The following is a 22,107-nucleotide window of genomic DNA, read 5'->3' as shown; positions in this document are numbered from 1 at the left end:
AGCTCGGTGATGACCGGGGTGCGGGCGATCTCCGGCAACCTGGGCCTGGTGCGGGCGCTGCACTTCCCGCGGGCCTCGCTGCCGATCTCCTTCGCGCTCCAGCAACTCCAGCAGCTGCTGGTCTCGATGGCCGTCCTCGTGATCGTCATGCTGGCCTTCCGCAGTTTCCCGGACGTCTCCTGGCTGCTGGTCGTGCCCGCGCTGCTGCTGCAGTGTGTGTTCAACACCGGGCTGGCCCTGATCTTCGCGCGGCTCGGCAGCGAGACCCCGGACCTGGCCCAGCTGATGCCGTTCGTGCTGCGTACCTGGATGTACGCCTCGGGCGTGATGTTCAGCATCCCCGCGATGCTGCACGACAAGGACGTCCCCGCCTGGCTCAGCGACGTGCTCCAGCTGAACCCGGCCGCGGTCTACATGGACCTGATCCGCTTCGCGCTGATCGACGGTTACGACTCCTCGTACCTGCCCCCGCACGTGTGGGCGTTCGCACTGGGCTGGGCGCTGCTGACCGGCGTGCTCGGCTTCGTCTACTTCTGGAAGTCCGAGGAGAGGTACGGCCGTGGCTGACGACAGGACGGATGCGCGCGTACCCACCGTCATCGCGGACGAACTGCACATCGTCTACCGCGTCAACGGCGCGAAGACGGGCAAGGGCAGCGCCACGGCGGCGCTGAGCCGCATCCTGAAGCGGGGCGAGGAGCGGGGCGTGCGCAAGGTGCACGCCGTGCGCGGGGTGTCCTTCGTCGCCTACCGGGGCGAGGCGATCGGCCTGATCGGCTCCAACGGCTCCGGGAAGTCCACCCTGCTGCGGGCCATCGCCGGGCTGCTGCCCGCCGAGCGGGGCAAGGTCTACACCGACGGCCAGCCCTCCCTGCTCGGCGTCAACGCGGCCCTGATGAGCGACCTGACCGGCGAGCGCAACGTCATCCTGGGCGGGCTCGCGATGGGCATGTCGCGCGAGCAGATCAAGGCCCGCTACCAGGAGATCGTCGACTTCTCCGGCATCAACGAGAAGGGCGACTTCATCACCCTGCCGATGCGCACCTACTCCTCCGGCATGGCGGCCCGGCTGCGGTTCTCCATCGCCGCCGCCAAGGACCACGACGTCCTGATGATCGACGAGGCCCTCGCCACCGGCGACCGCAAGTTCCAGAAGCGCTCCGAGGCCCGGATCCGGGAGCTGCGCAAGCACGCCGGAACGGTGTTCCTGGTCAGCCACAACAACAAGTCGATCCGCGACACCTGCGACCGCGTGCTGTGGCTGGAACGCGGCGAACTGCGCATGGACGGGCCCACCGACGAGGTGCTCAAGGAATACGAGAAGTTCACGGGCAAGTAGCCCGGCCCGCCCGATCACCTTCTCCGAGCCCCGCAGGAACTTTCCGGCGGGGCCGGTCGTCTGCGAAGAGGGCGCCCCTTTCCGCCGCGAGGAACCGAAACGCCGTCCGGCGTGCCGCCGAGCTGCCCGGGAGACCCCCGCGATGCGCCCCGCGTTGTACAACGTAAGCTGGACCGGTCCCGAAAGGCGGCAATCAGGGCCATAATGCCCGTCACCATCCAGCGATACCGCCGGGCGGAAACCTGGGCGGCGTGTCCGAAATAGTGTGTATTGCGTCAGCAGTGTAGAACGGGAGATGTGACGGCAATGGCTACGGAGACCACTCGGCTGAACGCAGCGTGTGCCGTCCCCGCCCCGGGCAGCCGACGATGACGCCCACCGGTACGGCGCGCGCCGCCGGCGTCGAACGGGCCACGCTGGACAAGGCCGCCGCCGAGAACTTCCCCGTGGCCCCCTTCTTCCTCCCCAGGCCCTGGCGCGACGACCTCATGGCCGTGTACGGCTTCGCCCGTCTGGTCGACGACATCGGCGACGGGGATCTGGCGCCCGGCGGCGCCGACGCCCGGCTCCTCGGGGTCCCGGCGGACCGGGCCGAGGACCGGACGGCACTCCTGGACGCCTTCGAGGCCGATCTTCGCCGGGTGTTCGATCCGGCCGGTCCCGGCCCCCGCCATCCGCTGCTGCTCCGGCTGCTGCCGACGGTCCGCCGCCACGCGCTGACCCCGGGGCCCTTCCTCGGCCTGATCGCCGCGAACCGCCGGGACCAGCTCGTGCGGCGCTACGAGACCTACGACGACCTGCTCGCCTACTGCGAACTGTCGGCCAACCCCGTCGGCCGTCTCGTCCTCGCCGTCACCGGGACCGCCACCCCGGAGCGCATCCGCCGCTCCGACGCGATCTGCACGGCCCTGCAGATCATCGAGCACCTCCAGGACGTCGCCGAGGACCTCGGCCGCGACCGCGTCTATCTGCCCGCCGCGGACATGAAGCTCTTCCACGTCCAGGAGGCGGACCTCGCCGCACCCACCGCCGGCGCGTCGGTGCGCGCGCTCGTCGCGTACCAGGCACAGCGCGCCCTGGACCTGCTGAACGAGGGCGCGCCCCTGGTGGGCAGCGTCCACGGCAGGCTCCGACTGCTGCTCGCGGGGTTCGTGGCAGGAGGCAGGGCGGCCGTCCGGGCGATCGCCGCCGCCGAATTCGACGTACTTCCCGGCCCGCCCAAGCCCGGCAGGATCCAGCTGTTGCGCGAGGCGGGCCCGACTCTGCGAGGAAAGGGGTGATCCGGACCGTGGAGTCGCAACCACCCGCGTCCGCACCGGTACTCGCCGCCTACAGCTACTGCGAGACCGTCACCGGACAGCAGGCACGCAACTTCGCCTACGGCATCCGGCTGCTGCCGGCACCGGAGCGGCGCGCGATGTCGGCGCTGTACGCGTTCTCCCGGCGGGTCGACGACATCGGCGACGGCGCTCTCGCGGACGACGTCAAGGTCGCCCGACTGGAGGACACCCGGGCGCTGCTCTCGCGGATCCGCGAGGGAGCGGTCGACGAGGACGATACCGACCCGGTCGCCGTCGCCCTCGCCCACGCCGCGGCCCGCTTCCCGATCCCGCTCGGCGGCCTGGACGAGCTCATCGACGGCGTCCAGATGGACGTACACGGTCAGACGTACGAGACCTGGGACGACCTCAAGGTCTACTGCCGCTGCGTCGCGGGGGCCATCGGCCGGCTCTCGCTCGGCGTGTTCGGCACCGAACCCGGCGCGCGCGGCTCCGAGCGCGCCCCGGAGTACGCCGACACGCTGGGGCTCGCGCTCCAGCTGACCAACATCCTCCGGGACGTCCGGGAGGACGCCGAGGGCGGCCGCACCTACCTGCCCGCGGACGACCTCGCCAAGTTCGGCTGCTCGGCCGGGTTCGGCGGACCGACCCCGCCGGAGGGCTCCGACTTCGCGGGACTGGTGCACTTCGAGGTGCGCAGGGCCCGCGCCCTCTTCGCCGAGGGCTACCGGCTGCTCCCCATGCTCGACCGGCGCAGCGGCGCCTGCGTGGCCGCCATGGCCGGCATCTACCGCCGGCTCCTGGACCGTATCGAGCGCGACCCCGAGGCCGTGCTGCGCGGCCGGGTCTCCCTGCCCGGACGCGAGAAGGCCTACGTCGCGGTGCGCGGACTGTCCGGCCTGGACACCCGGAACGTGACCCGGCGGACCGTCAGGAGGCGGGTCTGATGGACACTCCGCTCCCCGGCGGAAAGCGGCGGGCAACCCTCCGCCACGACGCCGCGTCCCAGACGGAGACGGCCGGCCGCGCACCGTCGAGGCGGCCCGGCCGGACGGGGGAGGGCGCATGAGCCACGGCACACGCACCGAGCGGCCGCGCACGGACGGCCCGGTCCCGGCGGGCCGGCACGCCGTCGTGGTCGGCGGCGGACTGGCCGGCGTCACCGCCGCCCTCGCGCTCGCCGACGCCGGAGTGGGCGTCACCCTGCTCGAAGGCCGGCCGCGCCTGGGCGGACTCGCCTTCTCCTTCCAGCGCGGCGACCTGACCGTCGACAACGGCCAGCACGTGTACCTGCGCTGCTGCACCGCCTACCGCTGGTTCCTCGACCGGATCGGCGCAGCCGCGCTGGCACCGCTCCAGGACCGTCTCGAGGTGCCCGTGGTCGACCTCGCGCGCCCCGAGGGACGCCGGCTCGGCACCCTGCGGCGCGACGCGCTGCCGGTCCCCCTGCACCTGGGCCGCAGCCTCGCCACGTACCCGCACCTGTCACTGGCCGACCGGGCGCGGGTGGGCCGGGCCGCGCTCGCCCTGAAGCGGCTCGACCTCGCCGATCCGGCCCTGGACACCCAGGACTTCGGCAGCTGGCTGGCCGCGCACGGCCAGTCGGCGCGCGCCGTCGAGGCCCTGTGGGACCTGGTCGGGGTCGCCACCCTCAACGCCGTCGCGGAGGACACGTCCCTGTCCCTCGCCGCGATGGTGTTCAAGACCGGCCTGCTCTCCGACCCCTCGGCCGCCGACATCGGCTGGGCCCGGGTGCCGCTGGGCGAACTGCACGACCGGCTCGCCCGCGAGGCGCTCGACGCCGCGGGCGTACGCACCGAGGTCCGTACCCGGGTCACCTCCCTGTCCGCCCGTGCGGACGGAGGCTGGAGCGTGCGGGTCCCCGGGGAGACGATCACGGCCGACACGGTCGTGCTCGCCGTCCCCCAGCGCGAGGCCTACGACCTGCTGCCCGCCGGCGCGCTCGACGCACCCGAGCGGCTCCTCGGGATCGGCACCGCGCCGATCCTCAACGTCCACGTGGTCTACGACCGTCAGGTGCTCGCACGGCCCTTCTTCGCGGCCCTCGGCACCCCCGTGCAGTGGGTCTTCGACCGCACCGACGCCTCCGGACTGAAGCGCGGCCAGTACCTCGCCGTGTCCCAGTCGGTCGCCCAGGCCGACATCGACGAGCCCGTCGCCGCACTGCGCGCACGCTATCTGCCGGAACTGGAGCGGCTGCTGCCGCGCACCCGCGACGCACGGGTCGAGGACTTCTTCGTCACCCGGGAGCGCACCGCCACGTTCGCTCCCGCACCCGGCGTCGGACGCCTCAGGCCCGGCGCCCGCACCGAGGCCCCCGGCCTGTACCTGGCCGGAGCGTGGACCGCCACCGGGTGGCCCGCGACCATGGAGAGTGCGGTCCGCAGCGGCGTCGGCGCGGCGGACGCCGCGCTGGACGCCCTCGGCCGGCCCCGCCCCCGCCACCTCTTCGCGATCGAGGAGGCGGCCTGATGCTGCAACGGAGCGGCGCGGCAGGTCACCGCACCCCCGGTACCGCGACAAGAGGAGAGACTGTGCCCACTGTGCCCCCGGCCTCGCAGGCCGCTCGACGGACCGCGGTGGACGTCGCCGCGCTCCTGGAGCGCGGGCGGACCCTGGCCACGCCGGTACTGCAGGCGGCCGTCGACCGCCTGGCACCTCCCATGGACACGGTCGCCGCCTACCACTTCGGCTGGATCGACGCCCAGGGCCGGCCCGCCGACGGCGACGGCGGCAAGGCCGTGCGCCCCGCGCTCGCGGTACTGTCCGCCGAGGTCACCGGGGCCGCCCCGCAGACCGGCGTCCCCGGCGCGGTCGCCGTCGAACTGGTCCACAACTTCTCGCTGCTGCACGACGACCTGATGGACGGCGACGAGCAGCGCCGGCACCGCGACACCGTCTGGAAGGTGCACGGCCCCGCCCAGGCCATCCTGGTCGGCGACGCCCTGTTCGCCCTGGCCAACGAGGTGCTCCTGGAGCTCGGCACCGTCGAGGCCGGCCGTGCCACCCGGAGGCTGGCCACGGCGAGCCGCGCCCTCATCGACGGCCAGGCCCAGGACATCTCCTACGAACACCGCGACCGCGTCAGCGTCGAGGAGTGCCTGGAGATGGAGGGCAACAAGACCGGCGCCCTGCTCGCCTGCGCCAGCTCCATCGGCGCGGTGCTCGGCGGCGCCGACGACCCCACCGCCGACGCGCTGGAGAGGTACGGCTACCACCTGGGCCTCGCCTTCCAGGCCGTCGACGACCTCCTCGGCATCTGGGGCGACCCGGACGCCACCGGCAAGCAGACCTGGAGCGACCTGCGCCAGCGCAAGAAGTCCCTCCCGGTCGTGGCCGCGCTCGCCGCCGACGGACCCGCCTCCCGGCGGCTCGGCGAGATCCTCGCGGCCGACGCCAAGAGCAGCGACTTCGCGAACTTCTCCGAGGAGGAGTTCGCGGCCCGTGCCGCCCTCATCGAGGAGGCCGGCGGCCGCGAGTGGACCGCCGGCGAGGCACGCCGTCAGCACACCATCGCCATCGAGGCCCTCGACGCCGTGGACATGCCCGACCGGGTGCGGGAGCAGTTCACGGCGCTCGCGGACTTCGTCGTCGTACGAAAGAGATGATCACTATCGGTCGAATAGCCCTCGCGTAGTCGCCGGCCGGCGCCCCTGGGGAGAAGGCACCGGCCGACGGCGGACCCACAGCAGACGCACCGCTTGCAGGACTGCACGAAGGGGAAGCCATGACAGCGACGACCGACGGAAGCACCGGGGCGGCCCTCCCGTCCCGCGTGACCGCGGCCAGCGAAAACGACACCGACATCCCCGAGGCGGCCGGGGTTCCCGACAACGCCGCCCGCGCCATGCGGCGCGCCACCGACTTCCTGCTGGCCCGGCAGGACGACCAGGGCTGGTGGAAGGGCGACCTCGAGACCAACGTCACCATGGACGCCGAGGACCTGCTGCTGCGTCAGTTCCTCGGCATCCGCGACGAGGAGACCACCCGCGCCGCCGCCCTCTTCATCCGCGGCGAACAGCGCGAGGACGGCACCTGGGCCACCTTCCACGGCGGACCCGGTGAACTCTCCACCACCATCGAGGCCTACGTCGCCCTGCGCCTGGCCGGCGACCCGCCCGACGCCCCGCACATGGCCAGGGCCTCCGCCTGGGTCCGCGAGCGGGGCGGCGTCGCCGCCTCCCGGGTCTTCACCCGCATCTGGCTGGCCCTCTTCGGCTGGTGGAAGTGGGAGGACCTGCCCGAACTGCCGCCCGAGCTGATCTGGTTCCCCTCCTGGGTACCGCTCAACATCTACGACTTCGGCTGCTGGGCCCGGCAGACCATCGTGCCGCTGACGATCGTCTCCGCCAAGCGGCCGGTGCGCCCCGCCCCGTTCCCGCTGGACGAACTGCACACCGACCCGCACCACCCGAACCCTCCCCGCCCGCTCGCGCCGGCGAGGAGCTGGGACGGCGCCTTCCAGCGGCTGGACAAGGGCCTGCACGCGCTGCGCAGGGCGGTGCCGCGCCGGCTGCGCGCGGCGGCCATGAACACCGCCGCCCGCTGGATCATCGAGCGGCAGGAGAACGACGGCTGCTGGGGCGGCATCCAGCCCCCGGCCGTGTACTCGGTCATCGCGCTGCACCTGCTCGGCTACGACCTGAACCATCCGGTGATGCGCGCGGGCCTGGAGTCGCTGGACCGGTTCGCCGTGTGGCGCGAGGACGGGGCCCGGATGATCGAGGCCTGCCAGTCCCCGGTGTGGGACACCTGCCTCGCCGTGATCGCCCTGGCCGACGCGGGCCTGCCCGCCGACCACCCCCAACTGGTCAAGGCCGCCGACTGGATGCTCGGCGAGCAGATCGTACGGCCCGGCGACTGGTCCGTACGGCGGCCCCAGCTGCCGCCCGGCGGCTGGGCGTTCGAGTTCCACAACGACAACTACCCCGACATCGACGACACCGCCGAGGTCGTCCTCGCGCTGCGCCGGGTCGGACACCACGACCCCGAGCGGCTGGACAACGCCATCGGGCGCGGGGTGCGCTGGAACCTCGGCATGCAGTCGAGGAACGGCGCGTGGGGCGCCTTCGACGTCGACAACACCAGCCCGTTCCCCAACCGGCTGCCGTTCTGCGACTTCGGCGAGGTCATCGACCCGCCGTCGGCCGACGTCACCGCGCACGTCGTGGAGATGCTCGCCGTCGAGGGCCTCGCCCACGACCCGCGCACCCGCCGCGGCATCCAGTGGCTCCTCGCCGAACAGGAGCTCGACGGCTCCTGGTTCGGCCGCTGGGGCGTCAACTATCTCTACGGCACCGGCTCCGTGGTCCCCGCGCTGACCGCGGCCGGCTTCCCCGGTTCCCACCCGGCGATCCGGCGGGCCGTGGCCTGGCTGGAGAAGGTGCAGAACGACGACGGCGGCTGGGGCGAGGACCTGCGCTCCTACCGCCAGGTCCGCGAGTGGAGCGGCCGTGGCGCCTCCACCGCCTCGCAGACCGCCTGGGCGCTGATGGCGCTGCTGGCGGCGGGGGAGCGCGGCTCCGCGGCCGTCGAGCGCGGCGTCGCGTGGCTGGCGGCCACCCAGCGGGAGGACGGCTCCTGGGACGAGCCGTACTTCACCGGCACCGGCTTCCCCTGGGACTTCTCCATCAACTACCACCTCTACCGGCAGGTCTTCCCGCTCACCGCGCTCGGCCGGTACGTGCACGGCGAGCCCTTCGGCACGAAACCGGTGACGGCGCGGTCCGATGCCGGGCAGCCCCTCGCCGAGGCGAAGGGGAGCTGACGACCCGATGAGTCCCCGGCCCGCCCCGGTCCCGCTGCTGATCGCCTGCGCGCTCGGCATCGAGCAGTTCGCCCTGCGCAGGCGTGAGCGCGGCGGGCCGGGCGGGCCCGGAGGGCCGGTCACCGTCCTGCGCACGGGCATGGGTCCGGCGGCGGCCGAGCGCTCCGTCACCCGGGTGCTCACCGGCCCGGCCCTCGGCGGGGCGGCCGTCCTGGCCACCGGCTTCTGCGCCGGCCTCGCCCCCGGCATGCACCCGGGCGATCTGGTCGTCGCCGAGGAGACCCGCGACCCGCGCGGCAGCGTCCCCTGCGTCGGAACCGAACTGCTGGTGAAGGAACTGGCACGGGCGGTGCCCGGGCGCACCGTCCACACCGGTCCGCTCACCGGGTCCGACCATGTGGTCCGCGGACCCGAGCGGGCCGATCTGCTCGCCACCGGCGCGATCGCGACCGACATGGAGTCGGCGGCCACGCTTCTGAGCGCCGTCCGGACGGCCGAGCGCCCGGTTGCGGCCGTCCGGGTGGTCGTGGACGCTCCTGAACACGAGCTCGTCCGCATCGGCACGGTCCGCGGTGGAATATCGGCTTTCCGTGTCCTTCGTTCCGTCCTTCCGGCTTTCTATGAATGGCACCGTTCCTTGCTGCTCCCCAGGAGGTGAGCCAGATGGCCATGCCGCTGCGTCAGTCCATCAAGGTCGCTACATACTTGGCCGAACAGAAGCTCCGCAGGCGGGACAAGTTTCCGCTCATCGTCGAACTGGAACCGCTCTTCGCCTGCAACCTCAAGTGCGAGGGGTGCGGCAAGATCCAGCACCCGGCGGGGGTGCTCAAGCAGCGGATGCCCGTCGCCCAGGCCGTGGGCGCCGTCCTGGAGTCCGGCGCGCCGATGGTGTCGATCGCCGGCGGCGAACCCCTGATGCACCCCCAGATCGACGAGATCGCGCGACAGCTGGTGGCCAGGCGCAAGTACGTCTTCCTGTGCACCAACGCCCTGCTCATGCGCAAGAAGATGGACAGGTTCACCCCCTCGCCCTACTTCGCCTTCGCCGTGCACATCGACGGCCTGCGCGAACGGCACGACGAGTCCGTGGCGAAGGAGGGAGTCTTCGACGAGGCCGTCGAGGCCATCAAGGAGGCCAAACGGCGCGGCTTCCGCGTCACCACCAACTCGACCTTCTTCAACACCGACACCCCGCAGACCGTCGTCGAGGTGCTCAACTACCTCAACGACGACCTGAAGGTCGACGAGATGATGATCTCGCCCGCCTACGCCTACGAGAAGGCCCCCGACCAGGAGCACTTCCTCGGGGTGGAGCAGACCCGGGAGCTGTTCAAGAAGGCCTTCGCGGGCGGCAACCGCCGCCGCTGGCGGCTGAACCACTCCCCGCTGTTCCTGGACTTCCTCGAGGGCAGGGTCGACTTCCCGTGCACCGCCTGGGCGATCCCGAACTACTCGCTCTTCGGCTGGCAGCGCCCCTGCTACCTGATGAGCGACGGCTATGTGCCGACGTACCGGGAGCTGATCGAGGACACCGACTGGGACCAGTACGGCCGCGGCAAGGACCCGCGCTGCGCCAACTGCATGGCGCACTGCGGCTACGAGCCCACCGCCGTCCTCGCCACCATGGGATCGCTGAAGGAGTCGCTGCGCGCCCTGCGCGAGACGGTCTCCGCCAAACCGGGACCCCGGCCATGACCGCCGTCCCGCTCGGAATGCCCGAGGTGCCCGCACCGCCGCTCGCCGAGCGGCGCGTCTCGCGGCGCATCCAGGTCGGACCGGTCGCCGTCGGAGGCGGCGCACCGGTCTCGGTGCAGTCGATGACGACGACCCGTACCTCCGACATCGGCGCGACCCTCCAGCAGATCGCCGAACTCACCGCGTCGGGCTGCCAGATCGTCCGGGTCGCCTGCCCCACGCAGGACGACGCGGACGCGCTCGCGGCCATCGCCCGCAAGTCGCAGATCCCGGTGATCGCCGACATCCACTTCCAGCCCAAGTACGTCTTCGCGGCCATCGAGGCCGGGTGTGCCGCCGTCCGCGTGAACCCGGGCAACATCAAGCAGTTCGACGACCGGGTCAAGGAGATCGCCCGGGCCGCCGAGGACCACGGCACCCCGATCCGGATCGGCGTCAACGCCGGCTCGCTGGACCGGCGCCTGCTCCGGAAGTACGGCAGGGCGACCCCCGAGGCGCTGGTCGAGTCCGCGCTGTGGGAGGCGTCCCTGTTCGAGGAGCACGGCTTCCGGGACATCAAGATCTCCGTGAAGCACAACGACCCGGTGGTGATGATCAACGCGTACCGGATGCTCGCCGAACGCTGCGACTACCCGCTGCACCTCGGCGTCACCGAGGCCGGCCCCGCCTTCCAGGGCACCGTCAAGTCGGCGGTCGCCTTCGGGGCGCTGCTCAGCGAGGGCATCGGCGACACCATCCGGGTGTCGCTGTCCGCGCCGCCGGCCGAGGAGGTCAAGGTCGGCATCCAGATCCTCCAGTCGCTGGGGCTGAGGGAGCGGCGGCTGGAGATCGTCTCCTGCCCCTCCTGCGGGCGCGCCCAGGTCGACGTCTACAAGCTGGCCGACGAGGTCACGGCGGGCCTCGACGGCATGGAGGTGCCGCTGCGGGTGGCCGTCATGGGCTGTGTGGTCAACGGCCCCGGCGAGGCCCGCGAGGCCGACCTCGGCGTCGCCTCCGGCAACGGCAAGGGGCAGATCTTCGTGAAGGGCGAGGTCGTCAAGACCGTCCCCGAGTCGAGGATCGTGGAGACGCTGATCGAAGAGGCGATGAAGATCGCCGAGCAGATGGAGCAGGACGGCATCGCGCCGGGGGAGCCGGCCGTCACCGTGAGCTGAACAGCACGGAATCCGAAGGGGGCCCGAGCGTGACGATCCTGGAGAGCATCCGGCAACCACGCGACCTGAAGGCGCTGTCCGAGGCGCAACTCTGCGAACTGTCCGACGAGATCCGGGAGTTCCTGGTGCATGCGGTCGCCAGGACCGGCGGTCATCTGGGACCCAACCTCGGGGTGGTGGAACTCACCGTCGCCCTGCACCGGGTCTTCGAGTCGCCCGTGGACCGCATCCTGTGGGACACCGGTCACCAGAGCTACGTCCACAAGCTCCTGACCGGACGTCAGGACTTCTCCAAGCTGCGCGGCAAGGGCGGCCTGTCCGGCTATCCCTCCCGCGAGGAGTCCGAGCACGACGTCATCGAGAACAGCCACGCCTCCACGGCCCTCGGCTGGGCCGACGGACTCGCCAAGGCCCGCCGGGTCCAGGGGGAGAAGGGCCATGTCGTCGCGGTGATCGGCGACGGCGCGCTCACCGGCGGGATGGCCTGGGAGGCGCTGAACAACATCGCCGCCGCCAAGGACCGGCCGCTGATCGTCGTCGTCAACGACAACGAACGCTCCTACGCCCCCACCATCGGCGGGCTCGCCGACCACCTCGCGGCCCTGCGCACCACCGACGGCTACGAACGCGTGCTGGCCTGGGGCAAGGACGTGCTCCAGCGCACGCCCGTGGTCGGCCGCACCCTCTACGAGGCCCTGCACGGCGCGAAGAAGGGCTTCAAGGACGCCTTCGCCCCGCAGGGACTCTTCGAGGACCTGGGCCTGAAGTACCTCGGCCCGATCGACGGCCACGACATCAAGGCCGTGGAGTCCGCGCTGCGCCGCGCCAAACGGTTCCACGGTCCCGTGCTGGTCCACTGCCTCACCGAGAAGGGCCGCGGCTACGAACCCGCGCTCGCCCACGAGGAGGACCGCTTCCACACCGTCGGCGTGATGGACCCGCTCACCTGCGCGCCCCTCGCGCCCTCCGGGGGGCCGTCCTGGACCTCCGTCTTCGGCGAGGAGATCGTCCGGATCGGCGAGGAACGCCAGGACGTGGTGGCGATCACCGCCGCCATGCTGCATCCGGTGGGCCTCGGCGCCTTCGCCGAGCGCTTCCCGGACCGGGTGTGGGACGTCGGCATCGCCGAACAGCACGCCGCCGTGTCCGCGGCCGGCCTGGCGACCGGTGGCCTGCACCCGGTCGTCGCCGTCTACGCCACCTTCCTCAACCGCGCCTTCGACCAGCTGCTGATGGATGTGGCGCTGCACCGCTGCGGGGTCACCTTCGTGCTGGACCGGGCCGGCGTCACCGGCGCCGACGGGCCCTCGCACAACGGCATGTGGGACATGTCCGTCCTCCAGGTCGTCCCCGGGCTGCGCATCGCCGCCCCCCGCGACGCCGAACAGCTGCGCGCCCAGCTGCGCGAGGCGGTCGCCGTCGACGACGCGCCCACCCTCCTGCGGTTCCCGAAGGAATCGGTGGGCCCGGCGATCGCCGCGCTGGACCGCGTCGGCGGCATGGACGTGCTGCACCGGGCGGAGGCCCCCGAGGTGCTGCTGGTGGCCGTCGGTGCGATGGCGCCGGTCTGCCTCCAGGCCGCCGAACTGCTCCAGGCGCGCGGCATCGGATGCACGGTGGTCGACCCCCGCTGGGTCAAACCCGTCGACGCGGCGCTCCCGCGACTCGCCGCCGGGCACCGCATGGTGGCCGTCGTCGAGGACAACAGCCGTGCGGCCGGGGTGGGTTCGGCGGTGGCGCTGGCGCTGGACGACGCCGACGTCGATGTGCCCGTGCGGCGCTTCGGGATCCCGGACCGGTTCCTGCCGCACGCCAAACGCGGCGAGGTGCTCGCCGACATCGGTCTCACGCCCGTCGAGGTCGCCGGGCGGATCGGCGCGAGTCTCGCCGTCCGGGGAGAGTTCGCGAAACAGCCACCGGAACCACAGGAGCATCAGGCATGACGACAGCGGAGTCCGCGTCGGACTCGTCGCAGACCGGGGACTTCGACCTCGGCGCGCTGCTGGCCGAGCGCGGGGCCGAGCGGTACGAGCTGCACGCCCGGTACCTCAACCACCAGCTCCCGCGCATGCTGCACACCATCGGCTTCGACAAGGTCTACGAGCGCGCCGAGGGCGCCCACTTCTGGGACGCCGACGGCAACGACCACCTGGACATGCTCGCCGGGTTCGGCGTGATGGGCCTGGGCCGCCACCACCCGGTGGTCCGCAAGGCGCTGCACGACGTCCTGGACGCCTCCCTCGCCGACCTCACCCGGTTCGACTGCCAGCCGCTGCCCGGCCTGCTGGCGGAGGAGCTGCTCACGCACAGCCCGCACCTGGACCGGGTGTTCTTCGGCAACAGCGGCACCGAGGCGGTCGAGGCCGCCCTGAAGTTCGCCCGGTACGCGACCGGCCGGCCGCGCGTGCTGTACTGCGAGCACGCCTTCCACGGCCTGACCACCGGCTCCCTGTCCGTCAACGGCGAGGCCGGCTTCCGGGACGGGTTCGCCCCGCTGCTGCCCGACACCGCGGTACCGCTGGGGGACCTCGACGCCCTGGCACGGGAGCTGCGCCGGGGGGACGTGGCCGCCCTGATCGTGGAGCCGATCCAGGGCAAGGGCGTGCACGAGACACCGCCCGGCTATCTGCGGGCCGCGCAGGAACTGCTGCACCGGCACAAGGCCCTGCTGATCGCCGACGAGGTGCAGACCGGGCTGGGCAGGACCGGCGACTTCTACGCCTACCAGCACGAGGAGGGCGTGGAGCCGGACCTGGTGTGCGTGGCGAAGGCGCTCTCCGGCGGGTACGTACCGGTGGGGGCGACCATCGGCAGGGACTGGATCTTCCGGAAGGTCTACTCGTCGATGGACCGGGTGCTGGTCCACTCGGCGAGCTTCGGGGCCAACGCCCAGGCCATGGCGGCGGGGCTGGCGGTGCTGTCGGTGATGGAGAACGAGCAGATCGTCGCCCACGTCCGGACCACCGGTGAGCTGCTGCGGACCCGGCTGGCCGCCCTCACCGACAAGTACGAGCTGCTCGCCGACGTCCGCGGCCGGGGCCTGATGATCGGCATCGAGTTCGGCCGTCCCCGGTCGCTGAAGCTGCGCTCGCGCTGGACCGTGCTCCAGGCCGCCCGCAAGGGACTCTTCGCGCAGATGGTGGTCGTGCCGCTGCTCCAGCGGCACCGGATCCTCACCCAGGTGTCCGGGGACCACATGGAGGTGATCAAACTGATCCCGCCCCTGATCATCGACGAGGGGGACGTGGAGCGGTTCGTGGACGCCTTCACCGCCGTGATGGACGACGCGCACGACGGCGGACTGATCTGGGAGTTCGGCAGGACCCTGGTGAAGCAGGCGGTCGCCGACCGCTGACCGGAGACGGCCGGAGGTCTTTGCCTCTGAGGCAAGAAAATTGCCACAGGGGCAAATCTTCGGCTGAATGGAGGCATGAGCTCCTCCGAGACCGAGCCGTCGGCCCAGCCGGCCGGCGCGCTCCCCGCGGTCGCGCCGCAGCTGCGCGCCCTGAGGCGACGGGCCTCCCTGACCCTGGAGGCCGCCGCCCGCGACGCGGGGCTGTCGCCCGCCCATCTCTCGCGGCTGGAGACCGGGCAGCGCCAGCCCTCGCTGCCGATGCTGCTCTCCCTCGCCCGCACCTACGGTACGACGGTCTCGGAGCTGCTCGGCGAGGCGGCCGCCGGCCGGGACGCCGTGGTGCGCGCCGCCGACATGGACTCCACCGCGGCGGGCGGCTGGACCTACTGGCCGGCCGGTGCTCCCGGGCGCGGCATGCAGGCCCTGCGGGTCCATGTGCCGCACGGTTCGCAGGGCGACATCGTGCGCGTCCACCCCGGTGAGGAGTGGCTGTACGTCCTCAGGGGGCGGCTGCGGCTGCGCCTCGGGGACACCCTGCACCGGCTCGCCCCGGGCGACAGCGCGCACTTCGACTCGCTGACCCCGCACCGTATCGCCGCCGCCGACCCCGACGGGGTCGAGCTGCTGTTCGTCCACACCCTTCTGCAGAGTCCCACGGCCGCGCTGTGCCTGGGCCCGATCCACGGAGACGCGACATGACCGGCAAGGACATGGAGGAGAAGCTGCCCCGCGCGATGTGGGTGCGGCTGTTCATCTACGTGGTGGTGGGGCACGTCCTCGCCGCCTTCATCTACTTCCTGTTCGAGGTGGCGCCCCAGAAGTAGGGCCCGGTCCGCACGGCGGTCCGGGCCCCGGCCTCAGTCGAGCATGCGCGCGCGCAGCCGCTCCCGGGCCGCGGGGGTGAGCCCGAGCCCCTGCTCCAGATACGGGTCCACGCCGCCCCAGGTCTCCTCGACGGTCTCGAAGGCGGCCGACAGGTACTCCGCCCGCGCGTCGAACAGGGGGTCGAGCAGCTCCATGACCTCGGGGGAGTAGGCCGAGCCGCCGTTGCGGTGCACCTTGTAGCGGCGGTGCTTGGCGCTGGACTTCAGGTAGTCCTCGACGATCGCGTCCCGCTCGACGCCCAGGGCGAGCAGCGTCACCGCCACCGACAGCCCCGCCCGGTCCTTGCCGGCCGCGCAGTGCATCAGCGCGGGAACGCTGTCCTCGGCGAGCGAGCGCAGCACCTGGGCGTGCTCGGCGGTGCGCTCCTTCATGATCAGACGGTAGGAGCTGATCATCCGGTCCGCGCCCTTGCCGTCCGCGAGGACCGCCCGCAGCTCGTCCAGGTCGCCGTCGCGGACCATCTTCCAGAACTCGGCGCCGTCGGCGGGGTCGCTGAGCGGCAGGTTCACATTGCGCACGCCCGGCAGCTCGACGTCCGCCCCCTCCAGCTTCTGGTCGGCCGCGTTGCGGAAGTCGAAGATCGTGTGCAGTCCGAGCGAGGACAGGAAGACGGCGTCCTCAGCGGTCGCGTGCGCGAGGTGACCGCTGCGGAACAGCACTCCGTGCCGCACCCGCCGTCCATCCACGGTCGGCAGTCCGCCCACGTCGCGGAAGTTGCGTACCCCGGCCAGCTCGGGTTCGGTCGACGGGATCTGCTGCGTCACGAAGGACTCCTCCCTCTCCGCGCCGTCGCCGCGGCTCGTCGACGGACACCACACGACGATACGACATGCCTGCCTGAGGCAATGAGTTGTCCACAGGCGTGGCCCGGGGCGGGACGGCGTTCCGGCCGAGGCGCCCGCGATCGCCCGATTCGATCGTTCTGTCCGATTAGGTGTATTGGGTATAACGTGCCCCGGTAGAGCGGGAGATGGGGATGGAGTGCGTGAGCATCGTCATATCCGTGACGATGTGTTGTCGCCATGTGCACGTAATTCAGTGGAATGACAAGGGAATTTGCGGGGGAATCAGAATCCCGGTCGACGCTCGGTGACGTCATTTCCTCTTGTGGATCACGGAAAAGGAGCGTTCCGCGGAACCTCCGCTTGTCCCGTCGCGTCCGGGTCGCTTACGTTCCCAACCGATCCGGACGGACGCCTAATCCTGCCGCCGCCCGGAGCCCGCACACACTGACCCGTCCACGGCAGGAACGGGGGACCCACAGGTACGACTGCCTGTTCCGGTCTCCGGAACGGCTTGGGGTTAAGCCGCGCCACAGCGCGGCCGGGCATCTCCAGCCCGAACCCGACAGCTCACCTCGTAGGCGCCGGAGAGGAATTCGTCATGCCCGCGAAGGGTAAGCACCGCCGTACCAAGGCCCAGCGTTTCACCCGTTCCATCGCCGTCGCCGGAACCGGTGGCGCCGCACTCGCCCTGCCGCTTCTCGGCGCCACCGGCGCGCACGCCGCCACGCCGCAGACGGCCCCCGAAAAGGCCGTCCAGTCGCTTTCCGCCACCGGCCACAAGGCCTCCGCCGACCAGGGCGGCGAGGGCCGTACCTACACCGTGAAGGCCGGCGACTACCTCGCCAAGATCGCCGAGTCGGAGAACGTCGACGGCGGCTGGAAGCAGCTCTACGCCGACAACCGGGAGGCCGTCGGTGACGACCCGTCGCTGATCCACCCCGGCCTGAAGCTCTCCGTCGACGGCAAGGCCGCCAAGGCCGCGCCGAAGAAGTCCGCCGCGCCCGGGGCCGCGAAGCCCGCGACCCCGAAGCCCGCCGCGCCGAAGGCCGAGAAGCCCGCCGAGAAGCCGGCGCAGCAGTCGTCCGAGCAGTCCCCGGAGCAGACCGCCCCGCAGGGCTCCGCCCAGGCGACCGCCGGCCAGGCCGCCTCCGGCTACAGCTCCCCGGTGCCCGGCGGCGGCGTCGGCACCGCCTACAAGGTGGCCGGCAGCATGTGGTCCAGCGGCTACCACACCGGTGTCGACTTCAGCGTCCCGACCGGCACCTCCCTGAAGGCCGTCGGCTCCGGCACCGTCGTCTCCGCGGGCTGGGCCGGCGCGTACGGCAACCAGGTCGTCATCAAGCTCGCCGACGGCTACTACGCCCAGTACGCCCACCTGTCCTCGCTGTCCGTCTCCGCCGGCCAGAGCGTGAGCGGCGGCCAGCAGGTCGGCCTCTCCGGTTCGACCGGCAACTCGACCGGCCCGCACCTGCACTTCGAGATCCGCACCAGCCCGAACTACGGCTCGGACGTGGACCCCGTCTCCTACCTCCGCTCGAAGGGCGTCTCCCTCTGACCCCAGCGGCAACCTTCCTGACACGCGCGCCGAAGGCCGGTCCCGATCCCCGGGGCCGGCCTCCGGCGTATTCCTGAATCGGCCAACATTGTGAGAGTGGCTTATCTCACCGCGCGTCAACCCCTGCCTACGGTCGCGTAGGTCACATTCGAAGGTGAATCATGACCTGTCGTGGCAGACGATTCGAAGAATGACAGCAGAAAAGTGATCGGGTCGTACGTGGCGGTGGGGGACAGCTTCACCGAGGGCGTCGGCGACCCCGGCCCCGACGGGGCGTTCGTCGGCTGGGCCGACCGGTTCGCCGTCCTGCTCGCCGACCGCCGCCCCGAGGGAGCTTTCGACTACACCAATCTCGCCGTGCGCGGAAAGCTGTTGGACCAGATCATGGCCGACCAGGTGCCGAGGGCCGTGGAACTCGCCCCCGATCTGGTCTCGTTCTGCGCGGGCGGCAACGACATCCTCCGCCCGGGCACCGACCCCGACGAGGTGGCCGAGCGTTTCGAGCGGGCGATCGCCGCGCTCACGGCCGTGTCCGGCACCGTACTGGTGACCACCGGCTTCGACACCCGCGGCGTCCCGCTCCTCCGGCACCTGCGCCGGAAGATCGCCACCTACAACGGGCATGTACGGGCCGTCGCCGACCGCTACGGCTGCCCGGTGCTGGACCTGTGGTCCCTCCGGAGCGTGCAGGACCGCAGGGCGTGGGACGCGGACCGGCTGCACCTGTCGCCCGAGGGACACACCCGCGTGGCGCTCCGCGCAGGACTCTCCCTCGGCCTGGAGGTCCCCGCCGACCCGGAGCAGCCCTGGCCGCCCCTGCCGCCCCGCGGCGCCCTGGAGGTCCGCCGGGACGACGTCCACTGGGCCCGTGAGTACCTGGTGCCGTGGATCGGCCGACGGCTGCGCGGCGAATCCTCGGGCGACCATGTGATCGCCAAGGGAACGCTGTCGCCGGACGACATCAAGGTCCGGATCGCCTCCGTCGCCTGAGGAACCGCGCGGTAGCGTGACGGTCATGGGGCACTGGGGCATGCGGTCGGCCGCCGCGGCGGACGTCGACGCGGTGGCCGAGCTGCGCGCGGTGGTGCTCCGCCCGGATCTGGAGCGGCTCGGGCGGTACGACGCCCGGCGGGTGCGGCAGCGGCTGCGCGACGGATTCGACGCGGCCCACACCTGGGTGATCGAGGCCGGGGGCGCCTTTGCCGGCTGCGTGGCCCTGCGCCCCGCCGGGGACTGCCACTGGCTGGAGCACTTCTATCCGGACCCCGGGCTCCAGGGCGGCGGCATCGGCTCGGGCGTGCTGCGCGCCCTGTTGTCGCGGTGCGACCGCGACCGTGCCGTCGTCCGGCTGAACGTGCTGCGCGGCAGCCCGGCCCGGCGGCTGTACGAGCGCCACGGATTCACCGTCGAGACCGAGGACCCGGTGGACGTGTTCATGATGCGCGAGCCCGCTCCCGTGACCCCGTGACATCGGCCGCAACCGCACCACGGCACCGGACCGGCCGCACATAATGGAATGTCTGAACGACTCCACCCTGGAGGTACCGTGGCCGCTTCCCGTCTCCTGAGCCCCGGGCTCCACGCCCTGCGGCCCGAGGCCTTCGGCGCGGACCCCGGTGGCGAGCGCATGGCCCGCATCCGCAGATCCCCGCACTTCGAGGACGGCGTGTTCCAGAACCCGGGCGGCCCCGCCCGGACCCGCCCGGCGGGATCGGCGCGGGACTTCGCCAAGGTGTACTTCGACAAGGACACCCGCTCCCGCCGCGCCCCGCGGAGCGCCGTCCCGGTGCACCCCACCACGCTCGCCGACATCTCCCGCCCGCCCGCGACGGGACTGCGCCTGACCTGGATGGGCCACTCCGGCGTCCTCGCGGAGATCGACGGCCACCGCGTCCTGTTCGACCCCGTCTGGGGCGAACGCTGTTCGCCCTTCCCCTTCGCCGGCCCCAGGCGGCTGCACCCCGCCCCGCTCCCGCTGGCGGCGCTCGGCCCGGTCGACGTCGTCGTGATCTCCCACGACCACTACGACCACCTGGACCTGCCCACGATCAAGGCGCTGGCCGGCACGGACACCCTGTTCGCCGTGCCCCTCGGCGTGGGGGCGCACCTGGAGCACTGGGGCGTGTCCGCGGACCGGCTGCGCGAGCTGGACTGGCACGAGTCGACGAAGGCCGGCGGCCTCACCCTCACCGCCACCCCGGCCCGCCACTTCTGCGGTCGAGGCCTGCGCAGCACCCAGCACACCCTCTGGGCCTCCTGGGTCGTCACCGGCGGGGACCACCGCATCTACCACAGCGGCGACACCGGCTACTTCGACGGCTTCCGGGACATCGGCGCCGCCCACGGCCCCTTCGACGCGACGATGATCCAGATCGGCGCGTACTCGGACTTCTGGCCGGACATCCACATGACCCCCGAGGAGGGCGTACGGTCCCACCTCGACCTCCAGAGCGGCGCGCCGGCCGGTGTGCTGCTGCCGATCCACTGGGGCACCTTCAACCTGGCGCCGCACGCGTGGGCGGAGCCGGGGGAGTGGACGAGGGACGCGGCCGGGGAGGCCGGCCTGCCGGCGGCGTTCCCGCGGCCGGGCGAGCCGTTCGAGCCGGCGGGGACACTGCCGGTGCAGCCGTGGTGGCGGACGGTGTCCGGTCCGATCGCCCGCCCGTGGCGCCGTCCCCGGATCACCGAAGGCGCGGCCGAGGCGGGACATCTCGACCTCGCCGGTGAGCGGTGACGTCGCCGGAGCACGGTGGCCGGCCCGGTGCGGGGGCCGCCGCCCGAGGCGGGCCCCGCACCGTCGCGCCGTTTCTTCCGGCCGGCTCGGTGTCAGGTCGTCGCGGTGACGGTCCGGGGCTGTGACTGCCGCGCGGCCTCCGCCTCCAGGCGCCGGCGCCGGGTGGCCGGGCCGAAGAGCGCCAGCACGACGGCTCCGACGGTCCAGGTACCGGCGATGAACATGAAGACCGCCTCGTAGCCGACGCCGTTGCAGACGCCGGCGATCATCAGCGGGCCCACCGCGTTCGACAGGCGTCCCAGACCGTAGGCGATGCTGGTGCCCAGCGAGCGGCCGTCGGTGCTGAAGAGCTCGGGGGAGTACGCGTACGCCAGGGCGGTGTAGCCGCGCTCGAAGAGGTTGACCAGGAAGTCGAAGACGACGATGAGCACCGGGGTGAAGGTCAGGCCGTACATCAGTCCGGACGCGGCGATGACCAGCCCGAAGACCACCAGGCACCACTTGCGTTCGAACCGGTCGGTGACCATCGCGGCGAGGAAGGAGCCGAGCGGCGCTCCGACGGTCGTCAGGGCGACGTAGAAGATCGAGTCCTCCACGCTGACGCCCTCGGCGGCCAGCAGGGTCGGAGCCCAGCTGGAGTAGCCGAAGAAGCCGATCGTCTGGGTGATCCACAGCACCGACAGCAGGATCGTCGGGTACAGGAACTTCTTGTCCTTGAGCATGCCCAGTCCCGGCTTGACGGCCGGCGCCCGCGGCTCGGGCTCCCGCGCCCGGGGCAGCTCACCGTGCTCGGCCACCGCGCTCGCCTCGATGCGCGCCAGGACGGCCTCCGCCTCCTCGTGCCGGCCGCGGGCCTCCAGCCACTGCGGGGACTCCTCGAGCTTGCGCACGAAGAGCAGGAACAGCACACCGAGGGAACCCCACAGGTAGACCAGCCGCCAGGACCAGTCGGACACCGGCACCACCGCGGAGGGGATGAGGTTGGTCGCGGGGGTGCCGCAGATGCCGATGACGATGGCGTACGCCTGGTACTTGCCGCGCTTGGCGCTGGGGAAGAGCTCACTGATGTAGACGACGGCGACGACGGTCATCGCGGACAGGCCCGCCGAGGTCAGCACGCGGAAGACGCCGAGGGACCAGATGTCCCACGCGAAGACGCAGGCGAACGACCACACCGTGAACCACAGGGTGGTCGTGGTCAGGGTGCGTTTGCGGCCCAGCCGGTCGGCCAGCCCGCCGGCCACGATCGCGCCGATGAACATGCGCACCCCCTTCTGGTGTTACGGAGAGTGACGCTATGGCCGAAGGGGTGAGGGCCGTCGACGGCGGGCGGAACCCCTCTCGCCGCCGAGCGAGGGCGGCCGCGGGCCGCGGCGGCGCGAACCGTGCCGTCGAACCGCCTCCCCCCTCGCAGGCCCGCTGCGATCGGTTGTGACCAGCATCGATCGTTCTCTGCCCACTCCCGACCCCTCGCGCTGAACGGTTATCGGTCTGTCGTACGACGCCTCATACCAGAGCGCGATGCTGTCCGCACGAG

The 22,107-nt window shown here is 72.0% G+C and carries 20 protein-coding genes, 1 pseudogene and 1 riboswitch; of the genes and pseudogenes, 19 read left to right on the top strand and 2 right to left on the bottom strand.

Features of this window, described 5'->3' with window-relative positions; all coding sequences use genetic code 11:
- The 15 genes from ACZ434_RS14110 to ACZ434_RS14040 all read left to right on the top strand — a co-directional run.
- Positions 1-567: ABC transporter permease (locus ACZ434_RS14110; RefSeq protein ID WP_468455284.1), on the top strand; the 567-nt coding region annotated here is incomplete at its 5' end.
- On the top strand, positions 560-1,339 hold the full coding sequence (locus ACZ434_RS14105; protein ID WP_468455282.1) for an ABC transporter ATP-binding protein: 780 nt from the start codon (positions 560-562) through the stop codon (positions 1,337-1,339). The genes ACZ434_RS14110 and ACZ434_RS14105, both read left to right, overlap by 8 nt.
- A gap of 368 nt (positions 1,340-1,707) precedes the next feature.
- On the top strand, positions 1,708-2,619 hold the full coding sequence (gene hpnC / locus ACZ434_RS14100) for a squalene synthase HpnC (RefSeq protein WP_468455280.1): 912 nt from the start codon (positions 1,708-1,710) through the stop codon (positions 2,617-2,619).
- Positions 2,616-3,566, top strand: a complete 951-nt coding sequence (hpnD, locus tag ACZ434_RS14095; protein WP_468455278.1) for a presqualene diphosphate synthase HpnD — start codon at positions 2,616-2,618, stop codon at positions 3,564-3,566. Before hpnC ends, hpnD begins: the two co-directional genes overlap by 4 nt.
- Positions 3,566-3,688, top strand: a complete 123-nt coding sequence (locus ACZ434_RS14090) for a DUF6380 family protein (protein WP_468455275.1) — start codon at positions 3,566-3,568, stop codon at positions 3,686-3,688. Before hpnD ends, ACZ434_RS14090 begins: the two co-directional genes overlap by 1 nt.
- Positions 3,685-5,112, top strand: a complete 1,428-nt coding sequence (gene hpnE, locus ACZ434_RS14085) for a hydroxysqualene dehydroxylase HpnE (protein WP_468455273.1) — start codon at positions 3,685-3,687, stop codon at positions 5,110-5,112. Before ACZ434_RS14090 ends, hpnE begins: the two co-directional genes overlap by 4 nt.
- Before the next feature lie 71 nt (positions 5,113-5,183).
- Positions 5,184-6,248: a polyprenyl synthetase family protein gene (locus ACZ434_RS14080; protein WP_468455325.1), complete on the top strand. Its 1,065-nt coding sequence runs from the start codon at positions 5,184-5,186 to the stop codon at positions 6,246-6,248.
- 119 nt (positions 6,249-6,367) lie between these two features.
- Entirely contained in the window at positions 6,368-8,407 is a 2,040-nt protein-coding gene (shc, locus tag ACZ434_RS14075) for a squalene--hopene cyclase (protein WP_468455270.1), read from the top strand.
- Between the two features lie 7 nt (positions 8,408-8,414).
- Complete coding sequence (locus ACZ434_RS14070; protein WP_468455268.1) at positions 8,415-9,065, top strand: 5'-methylthioadenosine/S-adenosylhomocysteine nucleosidase family protein; 651 nt, start codon at positions 8,415-8,417, stop codon at positions 9,063-9,065.
- Between the two features lie 5 nt (positions 9,066-9,070).
- Positions 9,071-10,102 (top strand): adenosyl-hopene transferase HpnH, encoded by a 1,032-nt coding sequence (gene hpnH / locus ACZ434_RS14065; RefSeq protein WP_468455266.1) that lies wholly within the window; start codon positions 9,071-9,073, stop codon positions 10,100-10,102.
- A complete protein-coding gene (gene ispG / locus ACZ434_RS14060) occupies positions 10,099-11,256 on the top strand; it encodes a flavodoxin-dependent (E)-4-hydroxy-3-methylbut-2-enyl-diphosphate synthase (RefSeq protein ID WP_468455264.1) in 1,158 nt (385 codons plus the stop codon). The genes hpnH and ispG overlap by 4 nt, the downstream gene beginning before the upstream one ends.
- A 29-nt stretch (positions 11,257-11,285) precedes the next feature.
- Entirely contained in the window at positions 11,286-13,199 is a 1,914-nt protein-coding gene (dxs, locus tag ACZ434_RS14055) for a 1-deoxy-D-xylulose-5-phosphate synthase (RefSeq protein ID WP_468455262.1), read from the top strand.
- Positions 13,196-14,611 carry an aspartate aminotransferase family protein gene (locus ACZ434_RS14050; protein ID WP_468455260.1) on the top strand — a complete coding sequence of 472 codons (1,416 nt, stop codon included), beginning with the start codon at positions 13,196-13,198 and terminating at the stop codon, positions 14,609-14,611. The genes dxs and ACZ434_RS14050 overlap by 4 nt, the downstream gene beginning before the upstream one ends.
- Before the next feature lie 75 nt (positions 14,612-14,686).
- The gene (locus ACZ434_RS14045; RefSeq protein ID WP_468455258.1) at positions 14,687-15,310 is read left to right on the top strand and encodes a helix-turn-helix domain-containing protein; all 624 of its coding nucleotides are present in this window, start codon (positions 14,687-14,689) and stop codon (positions 15,308-15,310) included.
- The gene (locus tag ACZ434_RS14040; protein ID WP_468455255.1) at positions 15,307-15,435 is read left to right on the top strand and encodes a DUF6126 family protein; all 129 of its coding nucleotides are present in this window, start codon (positions 15,307-15,309) and stop codon (positions 15,433-15,435) included. Before ACZ434_RS14045 ends, ACZ434_RS14040 begins: the two co-directional genes overlap by 4 nt.
- Positions 15,436-15,468: 33 nt before the next feature.
- On the opposite strand, the gene ACZ434_RS14035 is transcribed toward ACZ434_RS14040, so the two are convergent.
- Complete coding sequence (locus ACZ434_RS14035; protein WP_468455253.1) at positions 15,469-16,260, bottom strand: tyrosine-protein phosphatase; 792 nt, start codon at positions 16,258-16,260, stop codon at positions 15,469-15,471.
- A gap of 456 nt (positions 16,261-16,716) precedes the next feature.
- A riboswitch (cyclic di-AMP (ydaO/yuaA leader) is annotated at positions 16,717-16,875 on the top strand.
- 4 nt (positions 16,876-16,879) lie between these two features.
- Here ACZ434_RS14035 and ACZ434_RS14030 point away from each other — a divergent pair.
- The 4 genes from ACZ434_RS14030 (at position 16,880) to ACZ434_RS14015 (ending at position 20,570) form a co-directional block, all read left to right on the top strand.
- Positions 16,880-17,836, top strand: a complete 957-nt coding sequence (locus tag ACZ434_RS14030) for a peptidoglycan DD-metalloendopeptidase family protein (protein ID WP_468455251.1) — start codon at positions 16,880-16,882, stop codon at positions 17,834-17,836.
- 204 nt (positions 17,837-18,040) lie between these two features.
- The gene (locus tag ACZ434_RS14025; protein ID WP_468455323.1) at positions 18,041-18,826 is read left to right on the top strand and encodes an SGNH/GDSL hydrolase family protein; all 786 of its coding nucleotides are present in this window, start codon (positions 18,041-18,043) and stop codon (positions 18,824-18,826) included.
- Between the two features lie 25 nt (positions 18,827-18,851).
- The gene (locus ACZ434_RS14020) at positions 18,852-19,304 is read left to right on the top strand and encodes a GNAT family N-acetyltransferase (RefSeq protein ID WP_468455249.1); all 453 of its coding nucleotides are present in this window, start codon (positions 18,852-18,854) and stop codon (positions 19,302-19,304) included.
- A 78-nt stretch (positions 19,305-19,382) separates the two neighbouring features.
- On the top strand, positions 19,383-20,570 hold the full coding sequence (locus ACZ434_RS14015) for an MBL fold metallo-hydrolase (protein ID WP_468455247.1): 1,188 nt from the start codon (positions 19,383-19,385) through the stop codon (positions 20,568-20,570).
- 92 nt (positions 20,571-20,662) lie between these two features.
- On the opposite strand, the pseudogene ACZ434_RS14010 reads toward ACZ434_RS14015, so the two are convergent.
- Positions 20,663-21,838: pseudogene (locus ACZ434_RS14010) on the bottom strand (MFS transporter); the annotation flags it as partial.
- Positions 21,839-22,107: the final 269 nt, after the last annotated feature.

Source organism: Streptomyces sp. NPDC030893, from assembly GCF_055571535.1.
This window is presented reverse-complemented; position numbering and strand designations above follow the sequence as displayed.

Coding starts and splice junctions, on each gene's coding strand:
- hpnC (WP_468455280.1), top strand. CDS start 1,708: ATGACGCCCACCGGTACGGCGCGCGCCGCCGGCGTCGAACGGGCCACG.
- ACZ434_RS14090 (WP_468455275.1), top strand. CDS start 3,566: ATGGACACTCCGCTCCCCGGCGGAAAGCGGCGGGCAACCCTCCGCCAC.
- hpnE (WP_468455273.1), top strand. CDS start 3,685: ATGAGCCACGGCACACGCACCGAGCGGCCGCGCACGGACGGCCCGGTC.
- shc (WP_468455270.1), top strand. CDS start 6,368: ATGACAGCGACGACCGACGGAAGCACCGGGGCGGCCCTCCCGTCCCGC.
- ACZ434_RS14070 (WP_468455268.1), top strand. CDS start 8,415: ATGAGTCCCCGGCCCGCCCCGGTCCCGCTGCTGATCGCCTGCGCGCTC.
- hpnH (WP_468455266.1), top strand. CDS start 9,071: ATGGCCATGCCGCTGCGTCAGTCCATCAAGGTCGCTACATACTTGGCC.
- ispG (WP_468455264.1), top strand. CDS start 10,099: ATGACCGCCGTCCCGCTCGGAATGCCCGAGGTGCCCGCACCGCCGCTC.
- ACZ434_RS14050 (WP_468455260.1), top strand. CDS start 13,196: ATGACGACAGCGGAGTCCGCGTCGGACTCGTCGCAGACCGGGGACTTC.
- ACZ434_RS14045 (WP_468455258.1), top strand. CDS start 14,687: ATGAGCTCCTCCGAGACCGAGCCGTCGGCCCAGCCGGCCGGCGCGCTC.
- ACZ434_RS14040 (WP_468455255.1), top strand. CDS start 15,307: ATGACCGGCAAGGACATGGAGGAGAAGCTGCCCCGCGCGATGTGGGTG.
- ACZ434_RS14030 (WP_468455251.1), top strand. CDS start 16,880: ATGCCCGCGAAGGGTAAGCACCGCCGTACCAAGGCCCAGCGTTTCACC.
- ACZ434_RS14020 (WP_468455249.1), top strand. CDS start 18,852: ATGGGGCACTGGGGCATGCGGTCGGCCGCCGCGGCGGACGTCGACGCG.